Source organism: Nafulsella turpanensis ZLM-10, from assembly GCF_000346615.1.
GTDB classification, from domain to species: domain Bacteria; phylum Bacteroidota; class Bacteroidia; order Cytophagales; family Cyclobacteriaceae; genus Nafulsella; species Nafulsella turpanensis.
In genome coordinates this window covers 1-24,575 of sequence record NZ_ANNU01000061.1, presented here as the reverse complement: position 1 = coordinate 24,575, position 24,575 = coordinate 1, and the positions used below count along the sequence as shown (strand labels likewise).

22 protein-coding genes and 1 pseudogene are annotated in these 24,575 nt (G+C 46.7%); 7 read left to right on the top strand and 16 right to left on the bottom strand.

The features are described from left to right. Positions 1-216 precede the first annotated feature (216 nt). The 3 genes from F752_RS0120000 (at position 217) to F752_RS0119990 (ending at position 2,763) form a co-directional block, all read left to right on the top strand. On the top strand, positions 217-1,158 hold the full coding sequence (locus tag F752_RS0120000) for a DUF697 domain-containing protein (RefSeq protein ID WP_017733526.1): 942 nt from the start codon (positions 217-219) through the stop codon (positions 1,156-1,158). 126 nt (positions 1,159-1,284) lie between these two features. Next, a complete protein-coding gene (locus tag F752_RS25605) occupies positions 1,285-1,833 on the top strand; it encodes a TetR/AcrR family transcriptional regulator (protein WP_017733525.1) in 549 nt (182 codons plus the stop codon). 12 nt (positions 1,834-1,845) lie between these two features. Continuing rightward, positions 1,846-2,763 (top strand): alpha/beta fold hydrolase, encoded by a 918-nt coding sequence (locus tag F752_RS0119990; RefSeq protein WP_017733524.1) that lies wholly within the window; start codon positions 1,846-1,848, stop codon positions 2,761-2,763. A gap of 166 nt (positions 2,764-2,929) precedes the next feature. Here the strand turns inward: F752_RS0119990 and F752_RS0119985 are convergent, their stop codons facing one another. From F752_RS0119985 to F752_RS0119955, 5 genes are all read right to left on the bottom strand, one after another. Beyond that, positions 2,930-3,175 carry a hypothetical protein gene (locus F752_RS0119985; RefSeq protein ID WP_017733523.1) on the bottom strand — a complete coding sequence of 82 codons (246 nt, stop codon included), beginning with the start codon at positions 3,173-3,175 and terminating at the stop codon, positions 2,930-2,932. A gap of 58 nt (positions 3,176-3,233) precedes the next feature. Continuing rightward, a complete protein-coding gene (locus tag F752_RS0119980; RefSeq protein ID WP_152425229.1) occupies positions 3,234-4,709 on the bottom strand; it encodes a hypothetical protein in 1,476 nt (491 codons plus the stop codon). Next, positions 4,693-5,256, bottom strand: coding sequence for an RNA polymerase sigma factor (locus F752_RS0119975; protein WP_017733521.1), 564 nt, complete (start codon positions 5,254-5,256; stop codon positions 4,693-4,695). The genes F752_RS0119980 and F752_RS0119975 overlap by 17 nt, the downstream gene beginning before the upstream one ends. Before the next feature lie 228 nt (positions 5,257-5,484). Further along, complete coding sequence (locus tag F752_RS0119965) at positions 5,485-6,624, bottom strand: cystathionine gamma-synthase (protein WP_017733519.1); 1,140 nt, start codon at positions 6,622-6,624, stop codon at positions 5,485-5,487. Between the two features lie 132 nt (positions 6,625-6,756). After that, positions 6,757-9,471 (bottom strand): hypothetical protein, encoded by a 2,715-nt coding sequence (locus F752_RS0119955; RefSeq protein WP_017733517.1) that lies wholly within the window; start codon positions 9,469-9,471, stop codon positions 6,757-6,759. Positions 9,472-9,763: 292 nt separating this feature from the next. Between F752_RS0119955 and F752_RS0119950 the strand changes: the two genes are divergently transcribed. After that, a complete protein-coding gene (locus tag F752_RS0119950) occupies positions 9,764-10,141 on the top strand; it encodes a hypothetical protein (protein WP_017733516.1) in 378 nt (125 codons plus the stop codon). On the opposite strand, the gene F752_RS0119945 is transcribed toward F752_RS0119950, so the two are convergent. The 5 genes from F752_RS0119945 to F752_RS25595 all read right to left on the bottom strand — a co-directional run bounded on the left by F752_RS0119945 (position 10,142) and on the right by F752_RS25595 (position 16,347). Beyond that, on the bottom strand, positions 10,142-11,062 hold the full coding sequence (locus tag F752_RS0119945) for a YihY/virulence factor BrkB family protein (RefSeq protein WP_017733515.1): 921 nt from the start codon (positions 11,060-11,062) through the stop codon (positions 10,142-10,144). A gap of 118 nt (positions 11,063-11,180) precedes the next feature. Continuing rightward, on the bottom strand, positions 11,181-12,485 hold the full coding sequence (locus F752_RS0119940) for an amidohydrolase family protein (protein WP_026135869.1): 1,305 nt from the start codon (positions 12,483-12,485) through the stop codon (positions 11,181-11,183). Positions 12,486-12,492: 7 nt separating this feature from the next. Further along, positions 12,493-15,540 carry an amidohydrolase family protein gene (locus F752_RS0119935; protein WP_026135868.1) on the bottom strand — a complete coding sequence of 1,016 codons (3,048 nt, stop codon included), beginning with the start codon at positions 15,538-15,540 and terminating at the stop codon, positions 12,493-12,495. A gap of 300 nt (positions 15,541-15,840) precedes the next feature. Next, positions 15,841-16,035 carry a hypothetical protein gene (locus F752_RS25600; protein ID WP_017733512.1) on the bottom strand — a complete coding sequence of 65 codons (195 nt, stop codon included), beginning with the start codon at positions 16,033-16,035 and terminating at the stop codon, positions 15,841-15,843. Then, a complete protein-coding gene (locus F752_RS25595) occupies positions 16,036-16,347 on the bottom strand; it encodes a flavodoxin family protein (RefSeq protein WP_017733511.1) in 312 nt (103 codons plus the stop codon). A gap of 182 nt (positions 16,348-16,529) precedes the next feature. Here F752_RS25595 and F752_RS0119925 point away from each other — a divergent pair, with 182 nt between their 5' ends. Continuing rightward, positions 16,530-17,507 carry a lytic transglycosylase domain-containing protein gene (locus tag F752_RS0119925; protein ID WP_236614041.1) on the top strand — a complete coding sequence of 326 codons (978 nt, stop codon included), beginning with the start codon at positions 16,530-16,532 and terminating at the stop codon, positions 17,505-17,507. Positions 17,508-17,606: 99 nt separating this feature from the next. On the opposite strand, the gene F752_RS0119920 is transcribed toward F752_RS0119925, so the two are convergent. Continuing rightward, entirely contained in the window at positions 17,607-18,521 is a 915-nt protein-coding gene (locus tag F752_RS0119920) for a pirin family protein (protein ID WP_026135867.1), read from the bottom strand. 149 nt (positions 18,522-18,670) lie between these two features. Here F752_RS0119920 and F752_RS0119915 point away from each other — a divergent pair, with 149 nt between their 5' ends. Then, the gene (locus F752_RS0119915) at positions 18,671-19,714 is read left to right on the top strand and encodes an LLM class flavin-dependent oxidoreductase (RefSeq protein ID WP_026135866.1); all 1,044 of its coding nucleotides are present in this window, start codon (positions 18,671-18,673) and stop codon (positions 19,712-19,714) included. A 74-nt stretch (positions 19,715-19,788) separates the two neighbouring features. On the opposite strand, the gene F752_RS0119910 is transcribed toward F752_RS0119915, so the two are convergent. The 5 genes from F752_RS0119910 to F752_RS0119890 form a co-directional block, all read right to left on the bottom strand. Next, positions 19,789-20,400, bottom strand: coding sequence for a hypothetical protein (locus tag F752_RS0119910; RefSeq protein WP_152425228.1), 612 nt, complete (start codon positions 20,398-20,400; stop codon positions 19,789-19,791). 30 nt (positions 20,401-20,430) lie between these two features. Continuing rightward, positions 20,431-20,982 (bottom strand): hypothetical protein, encoded by a 552-nt coding sequence (locus F752_RS0119905; protein ID WP_017733506.1) that lies wholly within the window; start codon positions 20,980-20,982, stop codon positions 20,431-20,433. A 152-nt stretch (positions 20,983-21,134) separates the two neighbouring features. After that, positions 21,135-21,614, bottom strand: coding sequence for an ASCH domain-containing protein (locus F752_RS0119900; protein ID WP_017733505.1), 480 nt, complete (start codon positions 21,612-21,614; stop codon positions 21,135-21,137). Between the two features lie 151 nt (positions 21,615-21,765). Continuing rightward, positions 21,766-22,065 carry a hypothetical protein gene (locus tag F752_RS0119895; protein WP_017733504.1) on the bottom strand — a complete coding sequence of 100 codons (300 nt, stop codon included), beginning with the start codon at positions 22,063-22,065 and terminating at the stop codon, positions 21,766-21,768. Between the two features lie 131 nt (positions 22,066-22,196). Beyond that, positions 22,197-23,099 (bottom strand): CPBP family intramembrane glutamic endopeptidase, encoded by a 903-nt coding sequence (locus tag F752_RS0119890; protein ID WP_017733503.1) that lies wholly within the window; start codon positions 23,097-23,099, stop codon positions 22,197-22,199. A gap of 223 nt (positions 23,100-23,322) precedes the next feature. On the opposite strand from F752_RS0119890, the pseudogene F752_RS27060 reads away from it, so the two are divergent. Next, positions 23,323-24,575: pseudogene (locus F752_RS27060) on the top strand (transposase); the annotation flags it as partial.

The following is a 24,575-nucleotide window of genomic DNA, read 5'->3' as shown; positions in this document are numbered from 1 at the left end:
TTAAAAATTCCTGAAGCGAAAAAGGGCTTCCAGGCTACCAACCTCTTCACTTCCTGCAAAAGTCGGTTAAAATCGGGCCGATATCAAAAAACAGGAGCAATTTAATCTTTTGATTGCTCACTGACTTCACACTTCTTCTTCCAGCAGGAAGAACAATCACGGTAAAAATTATTCCATTTTTCCTCCAAAATACCCCCGTTTTCGTTACTTTATTATATGAGAAGTTTAAAGCTTATTTTACTACCACTGGCCCTGCTCTTTCTGCTTGGCTTTGTTCTTTTTCTGGTTGCGCAAATTGCCAATCTTGTTTACCTGGCCGACCGGGTCGATCCACTTTTAGGTGATATCTTACTGGTGGCCCTGATTGCACTGGTGGCTACCCTTCTCCTGATTCCACTTTTCACCTATCTCCGCCTGCCCAAAGCCATGCTGCCCCCGCAAAGCAACGAACCGGAGGCGGTGGCTTCCTATCAGCAATCGCTTATTCAGCGATACAGGAAAAACGGATATTTAAGAAAACAGGGAATCCAAATCGAAACCATTGAAGATGTTCGAAAGTCCATGCCCCTGCTCGATGCACAGGCCGATAAGGTGATTCAGTACAATACCATTCGCACCTTTGCCGGCACCGCCATTTCGCAGAATGGAGCCTTCGACAGCCTGATTGTTTTTTACTTTTCCATTAATACCCTCTGGCGCGTTTCTCGCCTTTATTTCCAGCGAACGAGCCTCAGGCAACTCTTAAATCTTTACAGCAATATCGGGCTAATGGTGATTGGCGCCAAACTGGTGGAAGACCAGCTGGATGAAATACTGGAAGATAATATTGAGGAATTTATTCATGAGCTTGCCGCCCAGGGGGCTGAAACGACCGCCTCTGTAGGAGCACGAGCCACTAAATGGATACCCGGCCTTGGCAATGTGGTCGAGAGCGTAGTGCAGGGCACTTTTAACGGATTAATGATCCTGCGCATTGGCCTGATTACTAAAAAATACTGCGGCGCTACAAATGCCATTAACCGAAAGGCGCTACGGAAGGAATGCTTTTACGAGGCCAGAAAAAGGATTCTCAAGATTCTGGCCGTGCCACGAAAAGAATTTTTAAGCCGCTTCGATGTGTTCACCAATATCTTTAAGAAGAAAACAACCAGCATTTAGGAATACCTGCAGTTTTTTTTCTCTCCCCTGTTTGCTGTCTTAAACTTATAGCTTCTTTTCTCTAAAAGTCATATTTCTCTTTTGGAAAAAGGAAAATTATTTTTATATTGAACAAACGTTTAATCAATGAACCAGAGAGAGAAGGCCCGGGAGGAAATGAAGGAAAAAATCCTGCTGACCGCCCTGCAGTTATTTAGCATGGAGGGTTACAACGGCACCTCCATGCGGCACATAGCAAAGGAAGCGGCCATATCACCCGGTCTGGCCTACAATTACTTTAGCAGCAAGGAGCAGCTCTTACAGGAAATTATGCGCAAAAGTCTGGAAGATATTCAGGAAAGTATGAAGAGCCGGGGGCAGGATCCATTAAACCTGCAGGCGCTGATGCAAAATATGCTCCGCCTGGTGCAGCAAAACCGCTCCTTCTGGCGTCTCCAGCACGCTCTCCGGATGCAGCAAAGCATCCTGGACCTCCTCAAAGAAGAGGTGGAAACGATACAGGCCTACATTATTCAACAGCTGGAGGCGCTCCCGGAAATTGAGCGACTACCAAACCCTAAAGAAGAAGCACAATTGCTTTTCGCTGCGCTCGATGGTATTGTGCATCATTTTCTCATCAATAAGGACTACCCGGCCCAACGCATGATGGACCTTTTACTCAGGAAATATACTTAAACAAAATGCCAGATGAAAAAGCCCTATTCCTCCCCTCCACCCGCGGTCGAGCTGAAAAGCAAGTCATGGTTTAACAAAGAAGCGTACCCTTTTACCTCCCACTATTTTAGCACCAACGAAGGAAGAATGCACTATATCGACGAAGGAAAAGGAGACCCCATCGTTTTCATACACGGTACCCCTTCCTGGTCATTCCTTTACCGCCACCTGATTAAAAAGTTTTCTGCCACCCATCGCTGCCTCGCCATTGACCATTTGGGCTTCGGCCTTTCCGATAAACCTGCACAGGCAGACTACCGCCCACAGGCGCATGCCAGACGGCTGGAACAGTGGCTCCAACAACTTGAACTGAAAGACATCACTTTAGTCGTACATGATTTTGGCGGCCCCATCGGCCTTTCGTATGCCCTTCGGCATCCTGAAAAAATAGCCCGCGTGGTTATTGCCAACAGCTGGCTGTGGTCGCTGGAGCATGAGGCCTCCTTCCGAAAGGCAGATAAGATGCTAAACAGCTGGCTGGGAAAGTTTTTATACCTGCAGGTGAACCTCTCTCCAAAGGTTCTTTTTAAAGAGGGGATTGCAAAAAAAGACAAGTTCAGCAAAGATATTCACCGGCACTACATCAAAGTATTTCCCTCCTCCTCTTCGCGGCACGCCCTCTACCAGATTGCCCTTTCTCTCCTTGGTGCTTCCTCCTGGTACCAGGAGCTGAAACAGCAGCTCCCGCGTCTGAAAGAAAAACCTGTATTGCTGCTCTGGGGAATGAAGGATAAATATTTTAACCCCACTTTTCTTGAGAGGTGGCAACAATTGTTAGCGGATCCGAAAACGGTATACCTACAAGATGCCGGCCACTTTATCCAGGAAGATGCCGCTGAGCAGATAGAGGCAGCGATAGCAACTTTTGTACAAAAAGAAACACCGGCTTAGCGGCCGGTGTTTCCTCCTCTTCACACCCTTTTAAATGCATTTAAAAGGTGATATTTTTAGTTAAGCCCTCTGTTCAATAATAATGAATAATGGTTCTCTTACTATCCAGGTCTGCTTGAGAAGCGCCTTATAAAGAAGACAAACCGGTACCATGGGCTTTATCTCATCAAAATGACAGATGATAATTTTCAGCTGCTTCATAGAGGCTAAGAGAGCTTTCAGCCTCCACTACATGGCAAAAGTCTGCCAATACAGCGGAAGAAGCTCTATTTTCCGCAACAGCTTTCAGCTCGCTTTTTCCATTACACCCCTGCAGGATGGTACCCAATACTCCCAGAAGCAGGGCAATAATAACCAGCCGGGCCACAATGCCTACGCCATCTTTTATGGCCGGATCAGAAGTCTTCATCATCGTATTTCCGCTTTACATTTTTTTTAAGACACCGCTTTTCAGCAGATGGTTGGAAGGCTTATCGAATTATATATCTAAAACCTGCGGCCACTCCAATATTCGATGGACGGCTGTTAAAATAACTATCGGATTTGCTGAAGTCAGAAATGGCCTGCTGGTAGCTTGGCTCCAGCGAAATAATATAATGGTCGCCAAGCCTGTAATAAACCTGGGCTCCCAGAATGGCCTTAAAGTGAACTCTTTTAAATGGAGCCTCTTCGCCGGGGGTTACGGTGAAGGTATTCAACCGGTCATTTTCATCTGAAATTCGGTTCCTGAGAAAGAATTCGGAGGAAAGGCCCGGAGAGAGCATCAGCCCGAATTGACGGTCAAATACAACATAGGCCAACTGCAGGGGCACTGATATGAATTCGAAAGAATTGACGGCCGAAACCGGTGCTGCTAAGCGTGAGTCAACACTTGCTTTCTGGAGCTTGTCGTAGCTGAAGTTAGCGAAATGCAGAGGATAAGCTTCTCCGGTGGCACCATCTACAAAAGTTCCAGCCGTGGCCGAGGAACGATAGCTGCCATATTGCAGTCCTCCCTGGAGCACCCACTTTTTACCTAACCAGGCAGCAGCCTGCACTCCTGCATTAACAGAAATCTCCTGCTCCTGGTCTTCATGCCATTCACTTACCCTAGCAGTAGATATTTGCCTGCCCTTGGTGGGTTCTGCTTCTTTTGCTGCCAGGCTTTCGAAAGAGGTATACTCTCCGTTTTTAAAGTTAGGTGCGTAAAAGTTGGAAGCCATAGAAGCCCCAAGCCAGTATTTAGGTGAAGTAGTCTCTTTTTTCTCTTCCAGCATCTGAGAGGCCACCCATACTTTCTGTACTGAAACCCCTACCTGCCCGGGAAGGAAATCTTCTTCCATAAAACCTTTCCCCTTTGCAGAAGCAACGGCATTTTCCTCCTGTTTTTCAGCAAAACCCGCTCTGCTTAATGCTTTTTGTACGATAGCTCCTGCCAGGCTTGTGCCGCCATCCACGATAAGAGGGAAAAATCCACGGGTATTTTGCTTCGTTACAGCCGGAGAATCCTCTCCTTCTCTTGCTGATACTTCAGCCAATACCGCCTCGCCTGACTGCCTGCCATTCCCGCCTGCCTTACCATTAGGTGTACTCGAAACGGCTCTTTCCTCTGCCAGGGCGGCAGCCTGAGGTATGGAAGTTTTCTGCTGCTCAGAAGTAGGTTTTTCCTGACTTGCCACCCTTTCAGTACCTTCGGCGCTAAACTGTTCCTCCCCTGCCAGCTGGCCGGTATTCCGGCTCAATGGCTCTGCCAGCATCAGCCACCAGCCAAGCCCCAGCACCAGCAGTACAGAGGCCGCAGCTACCCACTGGTAAATGAAAGCACGCTTCCTGTATTTACGTACCTCCTGTTTGGTGAGTGCTCCGTCAATCCTATTCCAAACGCTGTCGGAGGGTGGCAGAGAGGCCTCTTTAAAGGCCGAGTCCCATTCCTCTTCCAACTCTGACCGTTCACTTAACTTTTTCATATCCATTTTTTTCCAACGCGACAATTCGGCTCTGCAAGAGCTGTCGCGCCCTTGCATACTGTGACTTCGATGTACCTTCAGAGATTTTTAAAAGCTCAGCAATTTCCTTATGGTTATAACCTTCAATGGCATACAGGTTAAATATTACCCTGCAGCCGGAAGGAAGCTCCTGAATAAGCCTGAGCAAATCCTGAAAATGGTACCCGGAGAGTGTCAGCTCCTGGCCTGCCATGCCATGCATATTTTCCACATCGACCATGGGATACATATACAACTTCCCTCGCTGGTGGTTGAGTGCCGTATTAACGACTATTCTCTTAATCCAGCTGGTAAGGGAAGCCTCGGCTCTATACTGCTCCAGTTTATTGAATACTTTAATAAACGCTTCCTGCAGAACATCTTCAGCTTCGAGTTGCCCCTGAACATAGCGCAGACATACCACAAACATTTTACCGGCAAAACGCTGATAAAGTTCGTGTTGCATCTTTCTGTCGCCTTTACGGCAACCCGCTATAAGTTCTTCTTCAGTATGCGTCATAAAGCGCATTCAAGTAATCAGTAAAAAGACACACGTCCGGAAAGAACGGTTGTATTAATGTATGATTTTTTTTCTGATTTTAAGCCAGCTCCTGCCATTTTTTTAGCTAAAGCATTAAGCCCCAGAACGCTTCCTCCGTTCAGAAGAAACCTTTGCTGAATCAAAGCTAAGCTGGTTCAACAAAAAAGGCCCACCCCTTATCAGGATGAGCCTCCTCATTTTTTCGTTAAACCGGAATTAACCAATTGCCTGCTTCAGGTCTTCAATCAGGTCCTCCGCATCTTCGATGCCTACACTCAGGCGAATAAGCGAGTCTTTTAAACCGGCAATATCACGATCCTCCTTTGGAATACTGGCATGGGTCATACTGGCCGGGTGGCCGCTCAGGGATTCTACTCCACCAAGCGATTCTGCCAGGGTAAAGTATTTAAACTTCTCCAGCACTTTAATCGCATCTTCCTGCTTATCTCCTTTTAGCGTAAAAGAGATCATGCCACCAAAATCGCGCATTTGCTTTTTAGCCACTTCATGGTTCGGGTGCGATGGAAGGCCAGGCCAGTATACTTTTCCTACCTTCGGGTGCTGGTTCAGGTACTCTGCTATCTTACGGCCATTCTCGCTGTGGCGCTGCATGCGAATGTGCAGGGTCTTAATGCCCCTCAGCACCAGGAAGCAGTCCTGCGGACCAGGTACGGCACCGCAGCTGTTCTGGATAAAGGCCAGTCGTTCCTGAAGGCTGTCATCATTTACTACCAGTGCTCCCATTACCACGTCGGAATGGCCGCCAATGTATTTCGTTACGGAGTGCATAACAATGTCGGCACCTAAATCGAGCGGATTCTGAAGGTATGGAGTGCTAAAGGTATTGTCAACTGCTAATACAAGCTTATGCTTCTTCGCCAGACGGGAAGAGGCTTCTATATCGATGATGTTCATCATCGGGTTGGTAGGGGTTTCCACCCACAGCATTTTGGTTTTATCAGAGATTTTCTCCTCAATCGCCTTTGTATCGTGCATAGGCACGAAATGAAACTTTAGCCCGTACTTTTCGAAAATTTTGGTAAAAATCCGGTAAGAGCCTCCGTACAGGTCATTCGTACTGATAATCTCATCGCCTGGCGAAAATAATTTTATAACGGCATCGATGGCCCCCAGGCCGGATGAAAAGCAGAGTCCGTGTTTGCCATTCTCCAGCGCTGCCAGGCTTTTTTCAAGCGCATGGCGGGTAGGGTTCTGGGAACGGGAATACTCGTAGCCTTTATGCTGCCCTGGTGAGGTCTGCACATAGGTTGAGGTCTGAAAAATAGGCGTCATAATGGCGCCGGTAGATGGGTCCGGCTCTACGCCTGCATGTATGGCTTTGGTTCCAAATTTCATAAAAAGACAGGTGTTAAATGATTAAAAATGCAAGTTACTGAAAATTTGCCGGAGCAGAAACCGTTTTGCCTTTTCTCTGTTTCCGCCCTTCAGGAAGCACACCACCCAATTCAGCACCGGCTAAAAGCCTGATCATTCTCCTTTCATCAGGCTTACTTTATTACCATAGCTCCTGATTAACTCATAACTGCCATCGTTTTCCTGGTACAACAATTGCACCGGGCAGCAGCTGTTGAGCGGCTCCATGTTCAGCAGTTTCCCCTCCCGATCGTAGAGAAAAGTAAAGGCTTCCACCGGATCCGTAACGGCAATTACTTCTTTATCTGCTCCATAAGAGAAGTATTGCACCACCACATCTTCAGCACCGAGGTAATCTTTTTCAAATAATAACTTTCCTTCCTCATCGAGCAGGCTTAGGTTATAACGTGTTTGGCGTGCTATGAGAAAGTTTTCCTCTTCCTGGTCAGGCACCAGGAAAAAGCGGGTATCTGCCTCGGGTTTATACAGCTGCTCCTGGCCGGTAATTCTGCCATTCAGGTTAAAGGAAACCAGTTCCCCACCTTTGGTAACCGTGGTAAAACGAGTGCTCTTAAAGTCGGAGCCAGGTCGAATCAGCACCGGGCCCAGCAGGCTATCTTTCAGGTTGAGCGGAAAACCCTTATACTGTTCTCCCCGGCGGTTCAATAGCTGAATAACCCCTTTCTGCTGAAAAGCATAAATAAAGTCTTTTCCCCGTACCCGAAGGTGACCCGGAGCCGCGCTGAGGCCGCCGTCCAGTACACGAGGCTGCCAGCCTTCCAGGTTATTGCCCTCGGTATCGTACATAAAAATATCGCCCGATTCTGCCGCTACCATTATACGGTACATTTTGCTACCGTTATAGTCGATGACATTTGCCTGGGCAGCCGGTGCCTCTCCTGGCAGCCTTAGCGGGAAACCTTCTTTCATGGAAAAAGAGGCATCATAAAAGTGTAGCCCTTCTTTAGTGACTGCCAGGTAATGGGGCTTTCCGTTCTTCCGGACATCCGGCTGAAAGATGTCAGCGACCAGTGGGGCACCAAGGCTATCTTTCTTTTGCAGGTCTCCCTGTGCATCAAGCAGGTGAAGCTGGTAAAGTGTATCCTGCACCAGTACTTCCCTGCTTTTATCTTCCGGGTTACGGGCCAGCATAGGTCCGCTAATGAGCGGGACCTCCAGGAAGCTTTCATGAACAGTCGTAAGCCGGATGCCTTCCAGCTCCTGAACATTTCCTGGCTGAGCCTGCAGAAAGAGACTTGCATAAAACATCTCCTCCAGCGAACTAATTTGCATAGCTAATCGGCTAAACTGCCGCAGATAGGGCCCTTGCTGCTCCAGCAGTGCCTTCCACTCCGGCTCCGCCTTTGCCAGCAACTGTTTCCAAACCTCTTCCACATTTACATAATAGCCCCAGTTGGTTTCCTGGTTGGTTTTTTCCATGAACTGGTAAAATGGCAGGGATTTTTCCCATGTAAGGTCACTCTCAATATCCAGCAACAGCGATTTAAGGGCCTGCACACTGTTACTCAGCACCAGGTAATCATCCAGCTGCACAAAAAAAGTTTCCTCAAAGCCCGGGAAGGCAGTACCCAGGAAGGCTTCGGGCAGTTCTGGGTAGGCCAGCTGGGTGATGGCGTGGCCGCTAAAAACTTCCTGGTAAAGGCTATCGCTCCCGGCCTCGCTAAAGGTAGCCGCCAGCGCTTCCCACTCCTCTGCCCGCTCTGCCGCACGTGGACTATGCAGGTACAGAAGCTGATGAGGCTTCTCCTCCCCGGGTGCCGGAATTCGGGCGAGGGCAAGATGAGTTCCTATACTGGCCGGCAAAACGGCAGCAGCCGGGAATTCTTCTACCAGGGCCGACCAGCCGGGAATAGCGCCAGCTGCCTGAAGGGATTCCAGCCATGAAAGTCCGTTACTAAACCCGTAAAATTCAAGAGTTGCCGTATTCAGGGGCACCAGGCCTGTCATGGCTGGTGTCTGTGGGCTGGCACTCAGCAGGCTGCTGAGGTAGGGCGATGCCTGGCTGGCCTCCGGCAGCAGATAACCATTGAGCAGCAAACCATCTTCATTAAGCGATACATCCAGCTTCGCCTCAAACGGCAGTGCCGGCTGGAAGGAGTTTTCTTTCAGAAAGATATTCAGGTAATTGCCTAACTCCTGTCCGTTTACATATAAATTCCCTTCGTCTGCAGCACTTTCACTTAACTGAAAAAGGCTGGCGTGGTGCTTCCGGAAGCCCTTCTCCTCAGGTGAAGTCAGCTGCCGGATCACATCTTCGACCAGAAAAGGGGCAAAGCTGCCGAGCAGGTAGCCTTCGTGCAAAAGGTAGGAAAAGCGTTTTCCTGCTTCGGGAGCAGAGAACTCCTCGACGGTGAGCCCCTGGTAATTTCGCTTCCCGTACCGGTAAAGCGAATCATTTTTAAAGTGCCGCAACACCTGTTCCAGTGCGTCATAATCTTCCAGCCCCTGCAGGGGAAGGTAAAAGAGATAACCAAAATTATTGCTTTCCGTGATGTGGGCTGAAATAAGAAGGTGCCTGTCTTCTAAAAATGTTGCCAGCTTGCCGGAGCTTGCACTATCGAGCAGTTGCTTATTATTCTTTAGGCCAACGAACCAGGGCAGGCCGGCCAGTATTTCCCCCATGGGACTTTGCTGCAGCTGGCCCCACACCTCCTGCGGCTGTTCCGTTTCATATATCCACACTGCATGCTCCGGCACGAAGCCCCAGGCATCGGAAGCTGTCTCTCCTGTGGTGCTGGTATAAAAATAAAAAGCCGCACCCAGTAAAAGGGCTGCCACTATCGAAAAAAAGACATACTTAATTTTCAAAGCAAATGTGGTTTAGAGAATAGTAACAAAAGGCAGGGATTTTCAAATGCACTTATGTAATCTCAAATTTGCAAAAAATCAATGATGCATTCAAATGAAAGGTGCAGGTGCTTCAACTTTCTCCTTCTTGAAAGAATGGTTAAGCCATTATTATCCCTTCTACGGGTATTTTACCATCATATAGCTTCATTATTAAAACGGCAAAGAAGCTTTTCATTACCCCAGCCTGCCTAACTTTTTCTCACTTCTTCCGTCTGCATTCTTAACTAAATACCCCCAACATCTCTTTAAAATGGCCAAATCAGCGATTCTGTATTGGGTATGCCTGCTTCAGGGGTTTTATTTCTTTGCTACCGGAATATGGCCACTCCTGCACATGGAAAGCTTTGTGGCGATAAGTGGGCCAAAGTTTGACCTTTGGCTGGTTCGGACGGTAGGCCTTCTGCTCAGCATCATCGGCCTTGTTCTTCTGTCGGCCGCATACAACCGGCGTATCAGTCTGGAAATTTTTCTGCTGGCCGTTGGCAGCGCCCTTTCCATGGCGGCCATCGATATTTATTATGCCGGCATCGACCGGATATGGAATGTGTATCTGCTGGATGCCCTGGCCGAAGGCAGCCTGGTAGCCCTTTGGCTGGCAGGATGGTTTAAACAGGAACAGGAAAGATAATTATTTCTTTAAGTGATTTCGTTCAATTTCTTTTACCTCTACGGCTACAGCATTGCTGTTAGGGGTAACTACATAGCCCTTGTGAAGAAAATGGATTTTAGTGATGAGTGCTCCTATCAGCACAATAACAGAGGAGTAAAACACCCATAAAAGAATGGCAGCCAGTGAACCTGCCGCTCCATAAGTGCTACTGATATTGGTGCTGCTGATAATGTGAACTATTACATATTTTCCCAGCGTGAACAAAAGGCCGGTAATAAAGGCACCTACCCAAACAGGTTTCCAGTGGATTTTAATATCCGGTAGGAATTTAAACAGCAGAGCAAAAGAAAAAGTAACCAAAAGGTAGGAAGTAATGGTATTAAGAATAATGGCGACGTAAGAAGCCATTCCGAGCAGCTCGCCCGCCAGTATGTCTGTAAAAGAATTAATAAGGGTATCGGCCAGTAAGCTGGCTACGATAAAAACACCCAGCACAATAATCAGCAGGAGCGACATAAAACGGTCAAAAACAAACTTGACGACTCCTTTCTTGGGCTTTGGCTTTACTCCCCATATGCTGTTCAGTGCTTTTTTAACAAAATTAAACACTACCGTGGCTGTAAAAACCAGCAGCGCAATGGTTAAAATATTGGCCGCCAGGTTATCGCCAAGGTCGCGCCCCCTTTCCAGCAGGCGTTGAATTTGTCCGGCGCTTTCCGGTCCAACCTTTTCCGCTACCTGCCGGTATACTTCGCCTTTAATCGCTCCTTTCCCAATTATTTCGCCTGCCACCCACACAATAATCAGCAAAATGGGAGGCATGGAAAAAAGGGTAAAGAAAGCAATAGCCGCGCTGTACACAATTGGATCGGCTTCCGAAAAACGGTTACTTGCCTGGCTGATCACCTTTTTGGTTCGGTTCCACAATTGCTGGTCCATACCCTTACAACGAATAGCAGGCCGGATGTTCCTGTACCGGACCATTTTATCGATACAAAAAAGGCATCCCCTGCCTGCGCAAAGGATGCCTTTCTACGGTAAGTAATGCAGAAAAGTATTATTTCCCTGCCTCGTATTTATCTTTATACTTCTTGTAAAGCTCTTTCTGCTTGTTATGCAGGTTCACGTCTCTTCCCTGAATAAAAGCCTGCGTTACTTTATTGGTACGCATGTCGAGCGCATCGCCTTCCGAAATAAAGAGGGTAGCACTTTTACCCGGCTCCAATGTACCTGCCACATCTTCAATTCCTAAAATTTTAGCTGTGTTGGAAGTAATCAGCTGTAAAGCCTGCTCCTTATCGAGCCCATAGGCCGCCGTTGTTCCGGCAAAGAAAGGCAGGTTTCGGTTGCTTTTGAGGTCGTCATAGAGTAGCCCCACCAGTATTCCTTCGTCGTGCAGCATACCTGCTAACTTGTAAGGCATGTCTATATCTTCTTCAGGGCGGGCGGGCAGCCGGTGTACATTGGCCAGCAGTACAGGAATTTTATTATCCTTCAGGAAGTCCTTTACCAGCCAGGCATCTTCGGCCCCTGCCACCACAATTTCCGGGATGGAATACTGCTGGGCAGTTTTTATTCCTTCCACTATTTCCTTGGCATTATCTGCCCTGATATACAGTTTTTTACTTCCATCGAACAACCCCTTCATGGCTTCGAGCTTGAGGTTAATGGTAGCTGGTGTTCCTTCCGCATAGGCTTTGGCATCATCCATGAACTGCTTTATCTCCCCTACCCGCTTATCGTACTCCTTGTTCATCTCTATCGGACCTGGCTCTGCCCACCAGCCGGTACGGCGGTAAATAGAAGGCCAGTTAAGCCAAATTCCGCCATCTTCCTGTACCACGGCATCTTCCCAGTTCCAGGCGTCGAGCTGTACTACCGAAGAGCTGCCCGAAATAACACCACCGCGAGGAGCTACCTGCGCCAGTAAAATTCCATTGCTGCGCACTGTCGGGATGATTTGCGAGTCGGTATTATAAGCGATTAGAGAGCGAACATTCGGGTTAAATTCTCCTACCTCTGCTTCGTCAATCGTGGCGCGAACAGCATCCACTTCCACCAGACCTAAATTTGTATAGGGCAGGATAAAGCCCGGATACACATGCTGCCCTTCAATGGAGATGACTTCATAGCCATCGAGGTTCAGGCGTACACGGGTGGCATCGGCAACGGTTTCAATTTTACCATCGCGAAAAGTAATGACTGCATTCGGAATCACTTCTCCATTGCCGAGGTGGGCGATGCCATTCATCAGCGCGATGGGCTTTTCCTGTGCCGGCGCCGGTGCCGGGTTCTGGGCCCTGGCAGGGCTTACCGCCAGCAGCAACATAAGGGCGATTAAATATAAATGTATCTTTTGCATGTTTCTATCAGCGGTTATGTACTTCTTCAATGTGTTTATTTAATCCGTGCAGATCTTCGCAATGCCAGATATGCTGTGCCTCCGGACGGGCTTTTTGGGTAGATTCGCCCCCTTCTTTGGCTTCCCGCATTTCGCTGATCAGGCGGGCTCTTTCCTGGCTAATGGCTTCCCGCATTTCCTTATCTTTCTCTATATCGAAGTACACCACCCCGTCGACCATGGTTTTGAGGGGCTTGGCGTAAATAGAAAGCGGATTGTTATTCCAGAGCACCAGGTCGGCATCTTTGCCGGCTTTCACGCTGCCCATGCGGTCATCGAGGTGCAACAGTTTCGCCGGGTTGAGGGTAACCATTTTCCAGGCTTCTTCTTCCGATACACCACCGTATTTCACCGTTTTAGCGGCCTCCTGGTTCAGGCGGCGGGCCATTTCGGCATCATCCGAGTTAATAGCGGTTACCACGCCTTCTCCATGCATTAAAGCGGCATTATAAGGAATGGCCTCCTGCACTTCCATTTTATACACCCACCAGTCGGCAAAAGTAGAGCCACCTGCTCCATGCTTCGCCATTTTATCGGCCAGTTTATAGCCTTCCAGGATGTGGGTAAAGGTATTGACATTAAAGCCATACTTTTCAGCCACTTCCATCAGCATATTAATTTCTGACTGTACATAAGAGTGGCTGGTAATAAAACGATCATCGTTTAATATTTCCACCAGCGCCTCCAGCTCAAGGTCTTTGCGTGGCGGGTCGGTCCGCTGCTTTTCCTTTTTAGAAAGGCTGTTATAGGTTTTCCACTCCTGCTCATACGCTTTAGCACGGTTAAAGGCATCGACCATTACCTGCTCCACACCCATACGGCTTTGCGGGAAGCGTATATCATAATGAGGGCCCCAGTTCGATTGCTTTACGTTCTCGCCCAGGGCAAACTTAATGTATTCATCAGCCCCTTCAATTTTCATTTCTTCAGGCGTTTTGCCCCAGCGCAGCTTAATAAGCGCCGACTGTCCGCCAATTGGGTTGGCAGAACCGTGCAGCAATTGCGAAGCGGTAACGCCACCTGCCAGCTGGCGGTAAATATTTACATCTTCGGAGCTTACCACATCGCCAATTCGTACTTCGGACGTAACAGCCTGTGTACCCTCATTTACGCCACCTTCTATGGCAATGTGAGAGTGCTCATCGATAATGCCACTGGTAAGGTGCTTACCTGTACCGTCAATAACCACTGCATTTTTGGCACTTAGGTTCTGGCCTATTTTGCTTATTTTGCCATTTTCTACCAATACGTCAGTGTTCTCCACAATACCGGCTTCTTCGTTCGTCCAGACGGTGGCATTTTTAATCAGGTAGGTTTTGGCCTCCGGAATTTCTGTATAGCCATAAGCCACAAAAGGATAGATGATCTGCCCTCTGGCCTCTTCGGCGGTTTTCTCTTCCTTCTCCTTTTCCTCCTCTTCCTCAAGAGCTCCTTCGTACAGGAGATTGAAGTCTACTTTTTCCCCGTTGGCGAGGCGGCCGCTTCCTTTCCAGTTCTGGCCATCGCGCCAGCCCGATAAACGGATAGCATGGTTCTGCAGGCTGTCTTCAGGCTTTGGATTAAAAGTAAGGGTAATTAAGTTATCGCTGAGGTTGGTATTAATCGTATACTTAGTCGTATCGTTCTTCAGCAGTTTAAATGCTGGTTTCTCCATTTTGCCACTTACCTCTACAGGGTAGCTTTCGCCGCCTACCTGCAGCTTATACTGGCCTCTTACATCGGCAACAGCCATATCGTTCAGCTGGTAAGGGTTTCCCTGTACCCAGTTCTGATAAATAACCGTTTCGTCTTCAAACAGATCGCCGGAGGTAATAATAAAGTTTGCCTGACGGCCTTTTTCCAGGCTACCAACCATTTCTTCGGCATTCAGAAGATTGGCAGGAGTATAGGTAAGTGCTTTAAGGGCTGCCTCCTTGCTCAGGCCGGCATCCACTGCTTTCCGCAGGTTAGGCCAGAACTTGCTTTTGTCTTTGAGTCCGTCGGTGGTAATGGCAAAAGGCACCTCCTCTTTCGCCAGCAAGGCAGGATTATAAGGAGCCATTTCCCAGTGTTTCATCTGCGACAGCGAAACATTCATTTCGTCGAGCGGATCTTCTACTTCATAAGCCTCCGGAAAGTCGAGCGGAATAATATAAGCGCCGCCGGTTTGCTTAATTTCGCCCAAACGCTTGTATTCATCGCCATTACCGCGGATGATATACTGCACCCCAAATTCATCGCCCAGTTTATCGGCCCGAAGGGCAGAGAGCATTTCATCTGCTTCGAAAATCTGTGGCATGCCATACTGGGCATAGAAGGCCCCCAGCGACTGGTCTGTAAAAGGCTTCGGCGACAGCTCGTTGTACCAGCGCGAATCGAGGTGCGTCTGGCGGAGCAATGCAATAGCGCCCATCAGGGAGCTAGGGTATTCCTGATTAGAGGTACCTTTATCGAAAGAGAAATGAGCCGAAGCTTTTGGCAGCAGAATTACTTCCTGTGCATCCTCATCGGCCAGGGCTACCAGTGTACCGGTACCACGGGCAATGCCATCGTTCCGGTGAGCCAGTACAGCGCCAAAACCCAGGTCCCGCAGTTCTTTGGCTGCTCCTTCATTGGCATCGAAGGCAGTTACGGCATCGAAATGAGAACGAATGGCTTCATTCCATGCATAGGCCCCTTCCTTCGACGACTCCATTTGCGGAGTGGCATAACGGGGCCGGTCCTTTTCTTCCAGTTTAGTAATACCATAGCTGGTGTAAGGGTCGATAAGGCCCGGGTAAATCCATTTACCCTGCAAATCTTCCACAATAGTACCGGCAGGAATTTTCAAATCCTTTCCCACTGCTACCACTTTGCCATCTTCAATTAAAAGGGTGGCATCGGAAAGCTGTGTCTGGTAATCGACATAAATGTTGGCATTGGTGAAGGCATGCCGCTGGAGGCGCTTATCCTGCACCCCGTTAATGGGGTAGGATTCCTGCGCCCATAAGCGGCCACAAAGCAGGAACGCCAGTACCAATAGAGAATTTCTCTTCATATGAATTCTTGATGTTTAAACAATAGTGTTGGAAGCAATAAATCTACAGCAAATCACTTCTCTTTACAATATAAAAATGCGAATAATTCCAAATAAGGGAATTTCTTTAAACCGATAGTCTCTTTGACCCTAAGGATATAAGGAATCTCCTGCTTTCAGAAATGGTCCTTTATCAAAAAGTGATTAGGGAGAAAGCCAGTTTTAGCATAGGGCGTAAGATGAATGATTAAGAGAGTTTAAAGAAGTTAACTTCAGACAAAGGCTAATGCCATAGGAAAAAGAGCAAGCGGTTTTTACCCTTTAGCCCTTAAAGCTGGCCAGGAAAGTACTGGCTTCGCCCGAAAGTACCTGCTGCTCTTTTCCTGCTACTCCATAATATACGGCTCCCCACTCCATTCCGAAATACCGGGCCGTGCGCCGAATGGGTACTTCAAACCCCTGGGGCAGTAAGGGTTCCGAACCTGTTGCGAGCAGGAAGGCCTGCTTTCCCATCATTTATCGGCCCAGCGACTTTTGAATAGTCACCAAATCGGCCAGGCGGTCGAAGAAGATTTTCATGCTGTCACTCATCACATACCAGTACACAGGCGTGGCAAAAACAATTTTCCTGTGGCGCAGCATCCGCTCCACCAGCGCCATAAACTGGTCGGCAGAGGGGTAGACAGCGCTATAGGAATAAGGTGCAATGCGGTAACCGAGCAGGTCGGCCACTTCGACCTCCACACCTCTAAAAAGCTGCCGGACCATGCGACGGGTATCACCCTCTCTGCGGGCACTCCTCAGTATGGCTAAAGGTTTCTCTTCCATATCATTTCTCCGGCGGGTGAACCTTCCATTTCTGAACCAAAAACTAAAAATATTTTATCCTGAAAAGGGCATCAGCTCATTTTTCCGCTTTACTTTTGCGAATACCTGATAAACAGCAAATTACCAGCTGTTTCAGATATTCCTGTTTACTTGTAAAAATAACCTTCAAAAACTTAATTCTTTTGAAACGCCCACTTCTTCCATTCCTTTCCCTCCTTTTTCTTTTCAGTTGTACCCCCGAAGAGCCTTCGACCCCTCCCCTGCAACCACAGGATTTCGAAGACAGGAGTATGGAGGTGGAGGTAGAAACCGGCACCCCGGCCCATCCGCGCCCGCCACAGTACGTAAGCTCCCCTCCGGTACCTGAGGTCGTAACCTTTGCCGGTGATACCATACCCCTGCACCGGCACGATGTAAGAGAGGCACTGGAGTATGAACTGGTGGTAAATACTTTTTTCCACTCCCATACCATGACCATCCTGAAGGAGGTGGAACGCTGGCGACCGCTCATTGAAAAGACGCTGCACGATAACCTGGTGCCGGTGGACTTTCTTTACCTCGCTGTGGCAGAAAGTGAGCTGGACAATAATGCTGTATCCTTTGCCGGAGCCATGGGCATGTGGCAGTTTATGAAATCGACCGCCGAGGAATACGACCTGGAGGTGGACCGCTCGGTTGATATGCGCCGCGACCCAAAGCTGGCGACCGAAGCAGCGACTAAATACCTGAGGGAAGCTTATGTGGAATTTAATGACTGGCCACTGGTGGCCGCTTCCTATAACCGGGGTATGAGGGGCATTAAGGAGCTGCTGGAGGAGCAACAGGTGGATAATTTCTTCGACCTGCACCTGAACAAGGAAACCGCCCGCTATGTATACCGCATTATTGCCCTTAAGCTAATACTGGAAAACCCCGAAGCTTATGGCTACTTCCTGAAACCGGAGGAAAAATATAAGCCTTATACCTTTACTACCATAGTGGTGGATGAAGATATTGATAACCTGGTCGATTTTGCTAAAAGGCACCACACCACCTATAAAGAGCTGCGCATCCTGAATCCATGGTTCAATAACACCTCTAAATATGAGCTGGAAATTCCAAGGAATAAGGCCTATGAACTAAGGCTCCCGCTTGTTATGGCAGACAGCCTGCAGGAATAAAGTGGAGGCCGGGAAAAATAGCTCTTCTATACCTCTCCCTTCATTTAAATCACGCATGGCACCGCCTTAAAATGGTAATCCGGGTCGCCGGGAGGTATCTCAGGAAAGGGCCTGCGGGGGTGGGCTGCCGGCAGGCCTGGAGCGATCTTCCGGTAGTGGAATGAATTCTCTATTATCTGAAGGGGGCAAAAGAATCCTGCCTTCTTTCCAGTCTGCCTTGGCCTGTTCTATCCGTTCTTTCCTGGAAGAAACAAAATTCCACCAGATATACCTTTCCCCCAGCGGCTCTCCTCCCAGCATCATGAGGGTGCATTTTTCGGCAGCTTTTATAGCAGGATCTACTCCTTTTGTAAATACGAGCATTTGCCCTGCTGTATAGATTCGACCCGAAACCTCCAGGGTCCCTTTGACTATGTATATGCCTCTTTCGGTGTGGCCGGCCGGCAAGCCAAAGCTGGCTCCCTTCTCCAGCACAATGTGCAGGTAAAACAGAGGAGAATGTGTTTTTACCTTGTTTTTCAGGCCAAATGCCTCTCCTGCTATCAGCCGCATCCAGATTCCCTTGTCGGTAAATACCGGGAGCTGTTCAGGCTGATAGTTTTCAAAAGAAGGGGCCGCTTCTTCATCCTTCTCCGGAAGGGCCACCCAGGTCTGAATCATTTCCAGTGCGCCGCCCGCCAATGCTTCCGGCTCCTCGAAACGTTCGGAATGGGCAATGCCGCTTCCGGCCGTCATCCAGTTCACTTCTCCCGGCCGGATGACCTGCTTCACCCCAAGGCTGTCACGATGCGTTACCTGCCCGCCAAATAAATAGCTAACGGTAGACAGGCCAATGTGGGGATGCGGCAATACATCTATGGACGGAATTAAGGAGGGCTGTACCTCCACCGGACCTGCATGATCCATAAAAATAAAGGGACCCACCATCCTTCTCAGCCGAAAGGGAAGAATCCGCTGCACGCCCATTCCAGTACCCAGGGAAGCTTTTCGGGCTCCAATTACGATGTCCAGCATAGCTGTTTTTATTATGTCTACTTTCTCTAAAGATGCACTACCAGAAAAAGGTTTACAGAAACAGGCCTTCTCCCAATGCTTTTGCCTCTCCCTTAGAACATTTAGAAGGTTTCCTTTATTTATGACAGAAAGAAACAACAGCATTAATGATGGAAATAGGCATAACCACCTTCGTAGAAAATACTCCTGACCCGGCAAGCGGACAACTGCTTAGTCCCCACGAAAGGATGATGAATCTTATGGAAGAAATTGCACTGTCGGACCAGCTGGGCCTGGATATTTTCTCTATCGGAGAGCATCACCGGCCCGATTTTATTGTTTCTTCCCCGGCGGTGGTGCTGGCAGCGGCCGCTGTTAAAACCAACAACATCCGGCTTTCCAGTGCCGTAACGGTGCTGAGCTCTGATGATCCGGTGCGTATTTTCCAGGATTTTGCCCATGTAGACCTGCTTTCGAAAGGCAGGGCTGAAATAATGGCCGGCAGAGGCTCATTTATTGAATCCTTCCCCCTTTTTGGAAATGACCTGGCAGACTATGACACGCTTTTTGCCGAAAAGCTGGACCTGCTTCTCCGGTTAAACAAGCATGAGAAAATCAGCTGGAAAGGAAAACACCGGCCATCGATTGACAACAGGGGCGTTTATCCGCGCCCTTACCAGCAGGAGCTCCCTGTGTGGATAGCCGTGGGAGGCACACCCGAATCGGTAGTAAGGGCTGCCGGTAAGGGCCTGCCCATGGCCCTGGCAATTATCGGCGGAATGCCGGAGCGCTTTGTGCCTTTTACAGAGCTTTATAAAAAAACCTTTAAAGAGAGTGGTCATCAGCAGTCAGATTTTCAGCTGGCTATTAATTCTCACGGCTATATTGCAGATGATTCGCAGCAGGCAGCTGACGAATTTTACGGGCCTTACGCCTACTTAATGAGCAAGATTGGTCGGGAACGGGGATGGTCTCCCATGAACAGAGAGCAGTATGATTATATGCGCTCTCCGCAGGGCTCCTTGCTGGTAGGCAGCCCTCAGCAGGTTATTGACAAGATACTGTGGGAGTATGAGCTTTTTGGCAATACCCGTTTCCTGTTCCACATCAGTGTAGGCACCCTGCCTCATGCCAAAGTTTTGCGTGCTATAGAGCTACTCGGGACAGTAGTGGCACCAGCCGTAAAGAAAGAGGTGGAAAAACAGGCTGGATGATAGTTGGATGGTGGAGATGAGTGAAAATTGCTACTCCAGTGAGCGGTTTTTGTTATTTTTGGTGTTGGCAGAGGCTATTCTACTTTTTTATAAATCACAGTCATATTTAATTCAACCCAATCCATCTCAACAAAATCGAATACCTGCTTTGTTAAAAGCAATTTCAAATCCTTGTTTTCCAGCAGCTCTAGCGACTTTAAATTTCCATTCTCATCATAGTCAGGATTTGTATTAATTAGCTGAAAGAAGTTACTTTCCTGATTCAGCTCATATCTATAATGGATGAAAGCTCTTACATACATCACAAGATAAGGAGTCCCATTTGTGAAGTACTCGATATGCTGGCTTGGAAATTTAAAAGAAATTATTTTCGCATTATTCCGGCTGGATTCCAATGGCCTTACTTCTAAGTAACTCCCATGAGAATCAAAATTGAAATAAGAAACCTGCTTTCCATCTTTCCCATAATGGGGGCTGGCAATTTCCTCAAAAATATTATTTGATTTTATACCATCATTATTCAAATCAGCACTTATATCTGATTGAATGGATGTCACTTTATAGTGTCCTGAAATAGGGGTAGTATATTCTGGGTCATCTTCTTTCGAGCATGACACTATAAAGAAAAAACATGCAAGTAGGAAAAGGTTCTTCATAGCAGCTTTTGTTTGTCTTCCAAATATCATACAACCTCTGTCAACGGTTAGCCCCAGTTATTATAATTTCACACCAAACTTTAATAATACTCCGGAATTTATGTCTCCGTTCAAATAGGGTTGAGTAAAAAGCCTGAGTCCTAAAAGGAGTTTACTATTGATGGAATAAGTATCTTCAAGAATGATGTTATACCCATAGGACTTCCTCACATCCACATCATAGTTAATCTCCACCAATTCCCCAGATGAATCAAACCACCTATAGAGTAAATGAGTATCTGACACATTATATAAAGATACACCTGTACCTATTCTAAAATCATTTTTCCTGGTATTCTTAAATGGAGAGATGAATACATTTAGGTTTCCCTGTATATATGATGTTGTTCCATAAACTCCATTATTGCTTCTACCATAATTCAATGACAAACCAGTGGTAAAATATTTTGTTAGCTTATAGTTTAATTCATTCTCTAAAGTTATTGTAAGTATGTCGCCAGACCCAAGTAAAGATGTACCTAACCCAAATCTGAGATCAAAAGGTTTATCAACCTCCTGGGCAAATAACTGAACACTTAACAAAAAGAAGAGAAGGAAGAAGCTTGTTCTCATACTTGGTTATTTTATTGGGTTAACGGTTTGCAAACTGGGTGTTGGGCAGTTAAGGACACCTTAGTTTCTGTTGGCTGTTTGGCTTATAAATGGCCTGGAAGCCTGAGTTTCCAGTACATGCCCGATAAGCTATCGCATTGCTGTACTGCGTTTTACTTTTTAAAAATCGTTTTAAAATATTCACACACAATTATCATACTTTCATCAAATTCTTCTCCATAAGGCTCCATTTCTCTTGTGTAAAATGCCTGGTGAACTCTTTTCCAGTACGCTAATGACTTATCTCCTTCTCCTTCAGTTTGTGCAAACTCAGGTGTAATTTCATTATAGGGTGTTAGGACTACTTTAGTAGTCTCAATAATTGCTTTGGCATTTCCATTCCAATCAGTTATAATGTACTGGTTGCCGACTTCTGGCAAATTCTCCTTGTTTTTCTCAAACCACCAAAGAGAAGTTGCTGTAGCTTGTTTTATTCCTTTGACAACTAATTCCGCACATTCATTTGCGTCTTTTTCATTGTCACAGAAATAAAAAGATACCGGAGTTTCCTTAACCTTATTATCAGGATTCCCCTTTAGGAAATCTTTCCATAAAGTTTCTACAGAATTACAACTCTCTTTTATTTCACTCATATCTTTTTAACATGCTAATACCAAATTCAGTACAGATTTAAAAGTAAAAGGGGTAGTTACTCTCCACCTAGGTGAAGATAATAAAAGAGCAGCATAATTATCTCTTCCGGCATACCAGCCGTAGCGATTTTATCTGGTACTCAATTTCTTCTTATTTCCTCTCAAAAAAATATATACCGAATACAGAAACCCCTATAGCCAAGATTAGAATTGATTCTATTTTGAATGGATTAAGAGCCCTTGTATATCCTAATTCTTCAAACTCTTCTTCAGCAGTATCAAGTTGTCCCTCTGGAACGGTTTCCCAGCCTATCCATCCTGTCTCATTATCTTCGTTACCCCAATAATATTCTTTTGTCACGTGATTTACTGACAAATAATCCACCGTCCCATATGAAGAAACCGGCAGTAAAAGAATCAGTAAGAATATTATGAAGCTATACCTTTTCATGGTGGGTTTTAACGGTGATAAAGATAACAGCGGCTGGGCAAATCACCAGCTTACTATCTGCCTAAGATAAAGATAGTAAAATGCTAAAAATATCAGTCACGTACGCACCAGCCATAGATTGTAGTCTCGTGTTACAGGTAGTTATTTATTTTGCTTATAAATATTTTATCCTTGCTTATTTTATAATCATAAATAATTAGAGCTATTAAAAATATAGTCAATGTTATAAATCCTGCCAAACCGGTTATTCCTGATGTCAGGTCATTTCCACCAGTAATAGACATAATAGATATTCCAGCAATTGCATTCATTGTTCCATGCATAATGGATGCCGCAATTACAGATTTTGCTTTGATAGTTATGTACAGGAAAATTGGAGTTAGTAAGATACTCAAGATAATCATCATGAATACACCTATTTGTAGGTGCTGGGGATAGTTGTGTCCCATTAAAACTAATGGAGCATGCCATATTCCCCATATAAAGCCAATAATAACTGCAGCTTTAAAGAATTTCATGTATTCATACGACCTAAGGAAAAACCCTCTCCAAGCAAGTTCTTCTCCAAAAGCAGCCAGTGCATTCACAGTTAATCCGGCTATCAATCCTTGAAGCAAAGTAAGCCAAAGTAAGTTAACTGGGAGAGAATTCAATGACTGCTCCCTTTGTTCAATCTGTTCTGGAGTCAATAGATTATCTAGTCCCGACATTTCGGAATTGTATGCAACATCCGGCAAAATCAGGTTGATGACAATTGTTGAAAAAATGATAACAGGCACAAGAAGCCACGCAATAAAGAACCATTTGTTAATTTTAAAAGAAATTAACAAATCAAATTTAATCTTTTCCCTATAAAAAAACTTCTTTACAATGACCACCGAAATGGCGGGTATATACATGTAAATAAGACCAAATATTGTAAACCCAATGGTACCGACGCCAGTCCCTTCAAGTAAGTAGTAAATTCCCGCTATTGTGAAACTAATTGCAAAAACTATTATCAAGAATAATTTTGTCCTGTTTATTTTTTTCATAATTCAGGATTGGTTGCGTTATTTTGTTAGCAATTACCAGTAGCGTTAATAAAAACAGGATCGGCTGAGGCAAATTGCCAGGTAACTATCCGCCTACGTTAAAGTAGTAAAGGACAGGGAAAATAGATACTCCAACTAACCAGCCGTTGATATTTCTTGGGGTGGCTGTTGCACTACTTTCTGAAAGTAGTTGTTTAGCAGGTAAGGAACAACTTTTTAAGCGATGCAGGGCAGGAAGATTTTTCGGGAGCGGAAGCAGTTTCGCTTTTCGCTTTCAGAGGCTGTTCCAAAACACAACCTCTATTACCGGCTAAAGGAGTTCCTCAGGCTGGATTTCCTTTCTGAACGTACCAAAGCTGCGGACAGAAGAGCATAGACCCTGAGGTCTTTTTCAAGCTCTGCCTGATTAAGCACCTGGAGAACATCGACTCCGACAGGAAGCTGATGGAAGTATGCAGTCTAAGGCTGGACCTGCGCTACTTCCTTGGCTACAACTTAGATGAAGCTTTGCCATGGCATTCCACCGTTTCCAGAACCAGACAAAGGCTGAGCAAAGACCTCTTCGATAAACTCTTCACTCACATCCTTTCCCTTTGTGTAGATGCTGGTATGGTGGCTGCCGCTGTGGAACAGGAAACGTGCAGGCAATCGATTCAGCCTACATCAAAGCCAATGCTTCCATGAGTTCTTTAGAGCTAAAGGTGCCAGAGGAGAAGTTGGAGCAGGGTCATCAGCTAAGCACAGCCCACAGGCCTGCAAGGGAGGATAAATCCAGCAGGCAGCAACGAAGCATCTCTGCCAGAAAAGAGGAGCTTCAGGAGATAGCCAGCAGGCAAAAGAAGTGGAGCAAGGATAAAAGACCCGGAGCAGGTAGTAAGGAGCACAGGTTTACCAGCAATAAAACCCACTACTCCCCTGTAGACCCTGATGCACGTATCGCTGTAAAACCAGGAAAGCCTTGTCAGCTGTGCTATTTTAATCAGCTCTCTGTTGATACAGCTCACCATGTTATTACCCACACCCAGGCTGACTTGGCTGAGCAGAAAGATAGCCAGTGCCTGCCGCGAATTATCGAAGCAATGAAAGGTAGGCTAACTAACCTGGGCTTGTGCTGCGGGGCCATAGCAGCCGATGCCGGCTACTGCTCTGGAGAGAATCTTCACCTACTGGAAGAGCAAAAGATTGAACCTTTTATTTCCGTGCATGGCACCTACAAAGGAGGCCCTGAAGGATTCACCTACCACCGAGAAGAGGATTATTGGCTGTGTCCGAATAACAGGAAAGTTACTTTCCACAAGATTAAGTTCGCTGCTAACATGGTAAAGCAGCGGCAGTATTTCACCCGCAGAAGTGATTGTAAAGGCTGTCCTTTTAAGGAAAGCTGCATCGGAAAGCAGCATGAAAAAAGAATCGACATTACCTACTTTATGGATGAATATACACGGGCCATTGAGCGGGTAAATTCCTCAAGGGGCA

What these genes read in the sequence shown, in the direction of transcription:
- F752_RS0120000 (WP_017733526.1), top strand. Translation starts at nt 217, where the DNA reads ATGAGAAGTTTAAAGCTTATTTTACTACCACTGGCCCTGCTCTTTCTG.
- F752_RS25605 (WP_017733525.1), top strand. Translation starts at nt 1,285, where the DNA reads ATGAACCAGAGAGAGAAGGCCCGGGAGGAAATGAAGGAAAAAATCCTG.
- F752_RS0119990 (WP_017733524.1), top strand. Translation starts at nt 1,846, where the DNA reads ATGAAAAAGCCCTATTCCTCCCCTCCACCCGCGGTCGAGCTGAAAAGC.
- F752_RS0119985 (WP_017733523.1), bottom strand. Translation starts at nt 3,175, where the DNA reads ATGATGAAGACTTCTGATCCGGCCATAAAAGATGGCGTAGGCATTGTG.
- F752_RS0119980 (WP_152425229.1), bottom strand. Translation starts at nt 4,709, where the DNA reads ATGAAAAAGTTAAGTGAACGGTCAGAGTTGGAAGAGGAATGGGACTCG.
- F752_RS0119975 (WP_017733521.1), bottom strand. Translation starts at nt 5,256, where the DNA reads ATGCGCTTTATGACGCATACTGAAGAAGAACTTATAGCGGGTTGCCGT.
- F752_RS0119965 (WP_017733519.1), bottom strand. Translation starts at nt 6,624, where the DNA reads ATGAAATTTGGAACCAAAGCCATACATGCAGGCGTAGAGCCGGACCCA.
- F752_RS0119950 (WP_017733516.1), top strand. Translation starts at nt 9,764, where the DNA reads ATGGCCAAATCAGCGATTCTGTATTGGGTATGCCTGCTTCAGGGGTTT.
- F752_RS0119945 (WP_017733515.1), bottom strand. Translation starts at nt 11,062, where the DNA reads ATGGACCAGCAATTGTGGAACCGAACCAAAAAGGTGATCAGCCAGGCA.
- F752_RS0119940 (WP_026135869.1), bottom strand. Translation starts at nt 12,485, where the DNA reads ATGCAAAAGATACATTTATATTTAATCGCCCTTATGTTGCTGCTGGCG.
- F752_RS0119935 (WP_026135868.1), bottom strand. Translation starts at nt 15,540, where the DNA reads ATGAAGAGAAATTCTCTATTGGTACTGGCGTTCCTGCTTTGTGGCCGC.
- F752_RS25600 (WP_017733512.1), bottom strand. Translation starts at nt 16,035, where the DNA reads ATGATGGGAAAGCAGGCCTTCCTGCTCGCAACAGGTTCGGAACCCTTA.
- F752_RS25595 (WP_017733511.1), bottom strand. Translation starts at nt 16,347, where the DNA reads ATGGAAGAGAAACCTTTAGCCATACTGAGGAGTGCCCGCAGAGAGGGT.
- F752_RS0119920 (WP_026135867.1), bottom strand. Translation starts at nt 18,521, where the DNA reads ATGCTGGACATCGTAATTGGAGCCCGAAAAGCTTCCCTGGGTACTGGA.
- F752_RS0119915 (WP_026135866.1), top strand. Translation starts at nt 18,671, where the DNA reads ATGGAAATAGGCATAACCACCTTCGTAGAAAATACTCCTGACCCGGCA.
- F752_RS0119910 (WP_152425228.1), bottom strand. Translation starts at nt 20,400, where the DNA reads ATGATATTTGGAAGACAAACAAAAGCTGCTATGAAGAACCTTTTCCTA.
- F752_RS0119905 (WP_017733506.1), bottom strand. Translation starts at nt 20,982, where the DNA reads ATGAGAACAAGCTTCTTCCTTCTCTTCTTTTTGTTAAGTGTTCAGTTA.
- F752_RS0119900 (WP_017733505.1), bottom strand. Translation starts at nt 21,614, where the DNA reads ATGAGTGAAATAAAAGAGAGTTGTAATTCTGTAGAAACTTTATGGAAA.
- F752_RS0119895 (WP_017733504.1), bottom strand. Translation starts at nt 22,065, where the DNA reads ATGAAAAGGTATAGCTTCATAATATTCTTACTGATTCTTTTACTGCCG.
- F752_RS0119890 (WP_017733503.1), bottom strand. Translation starts at nt 23,099, where the DNA reads ATGAAAAAAATAAACAGGACAAAATTATTCTTGATAATAGTTTTTGCA.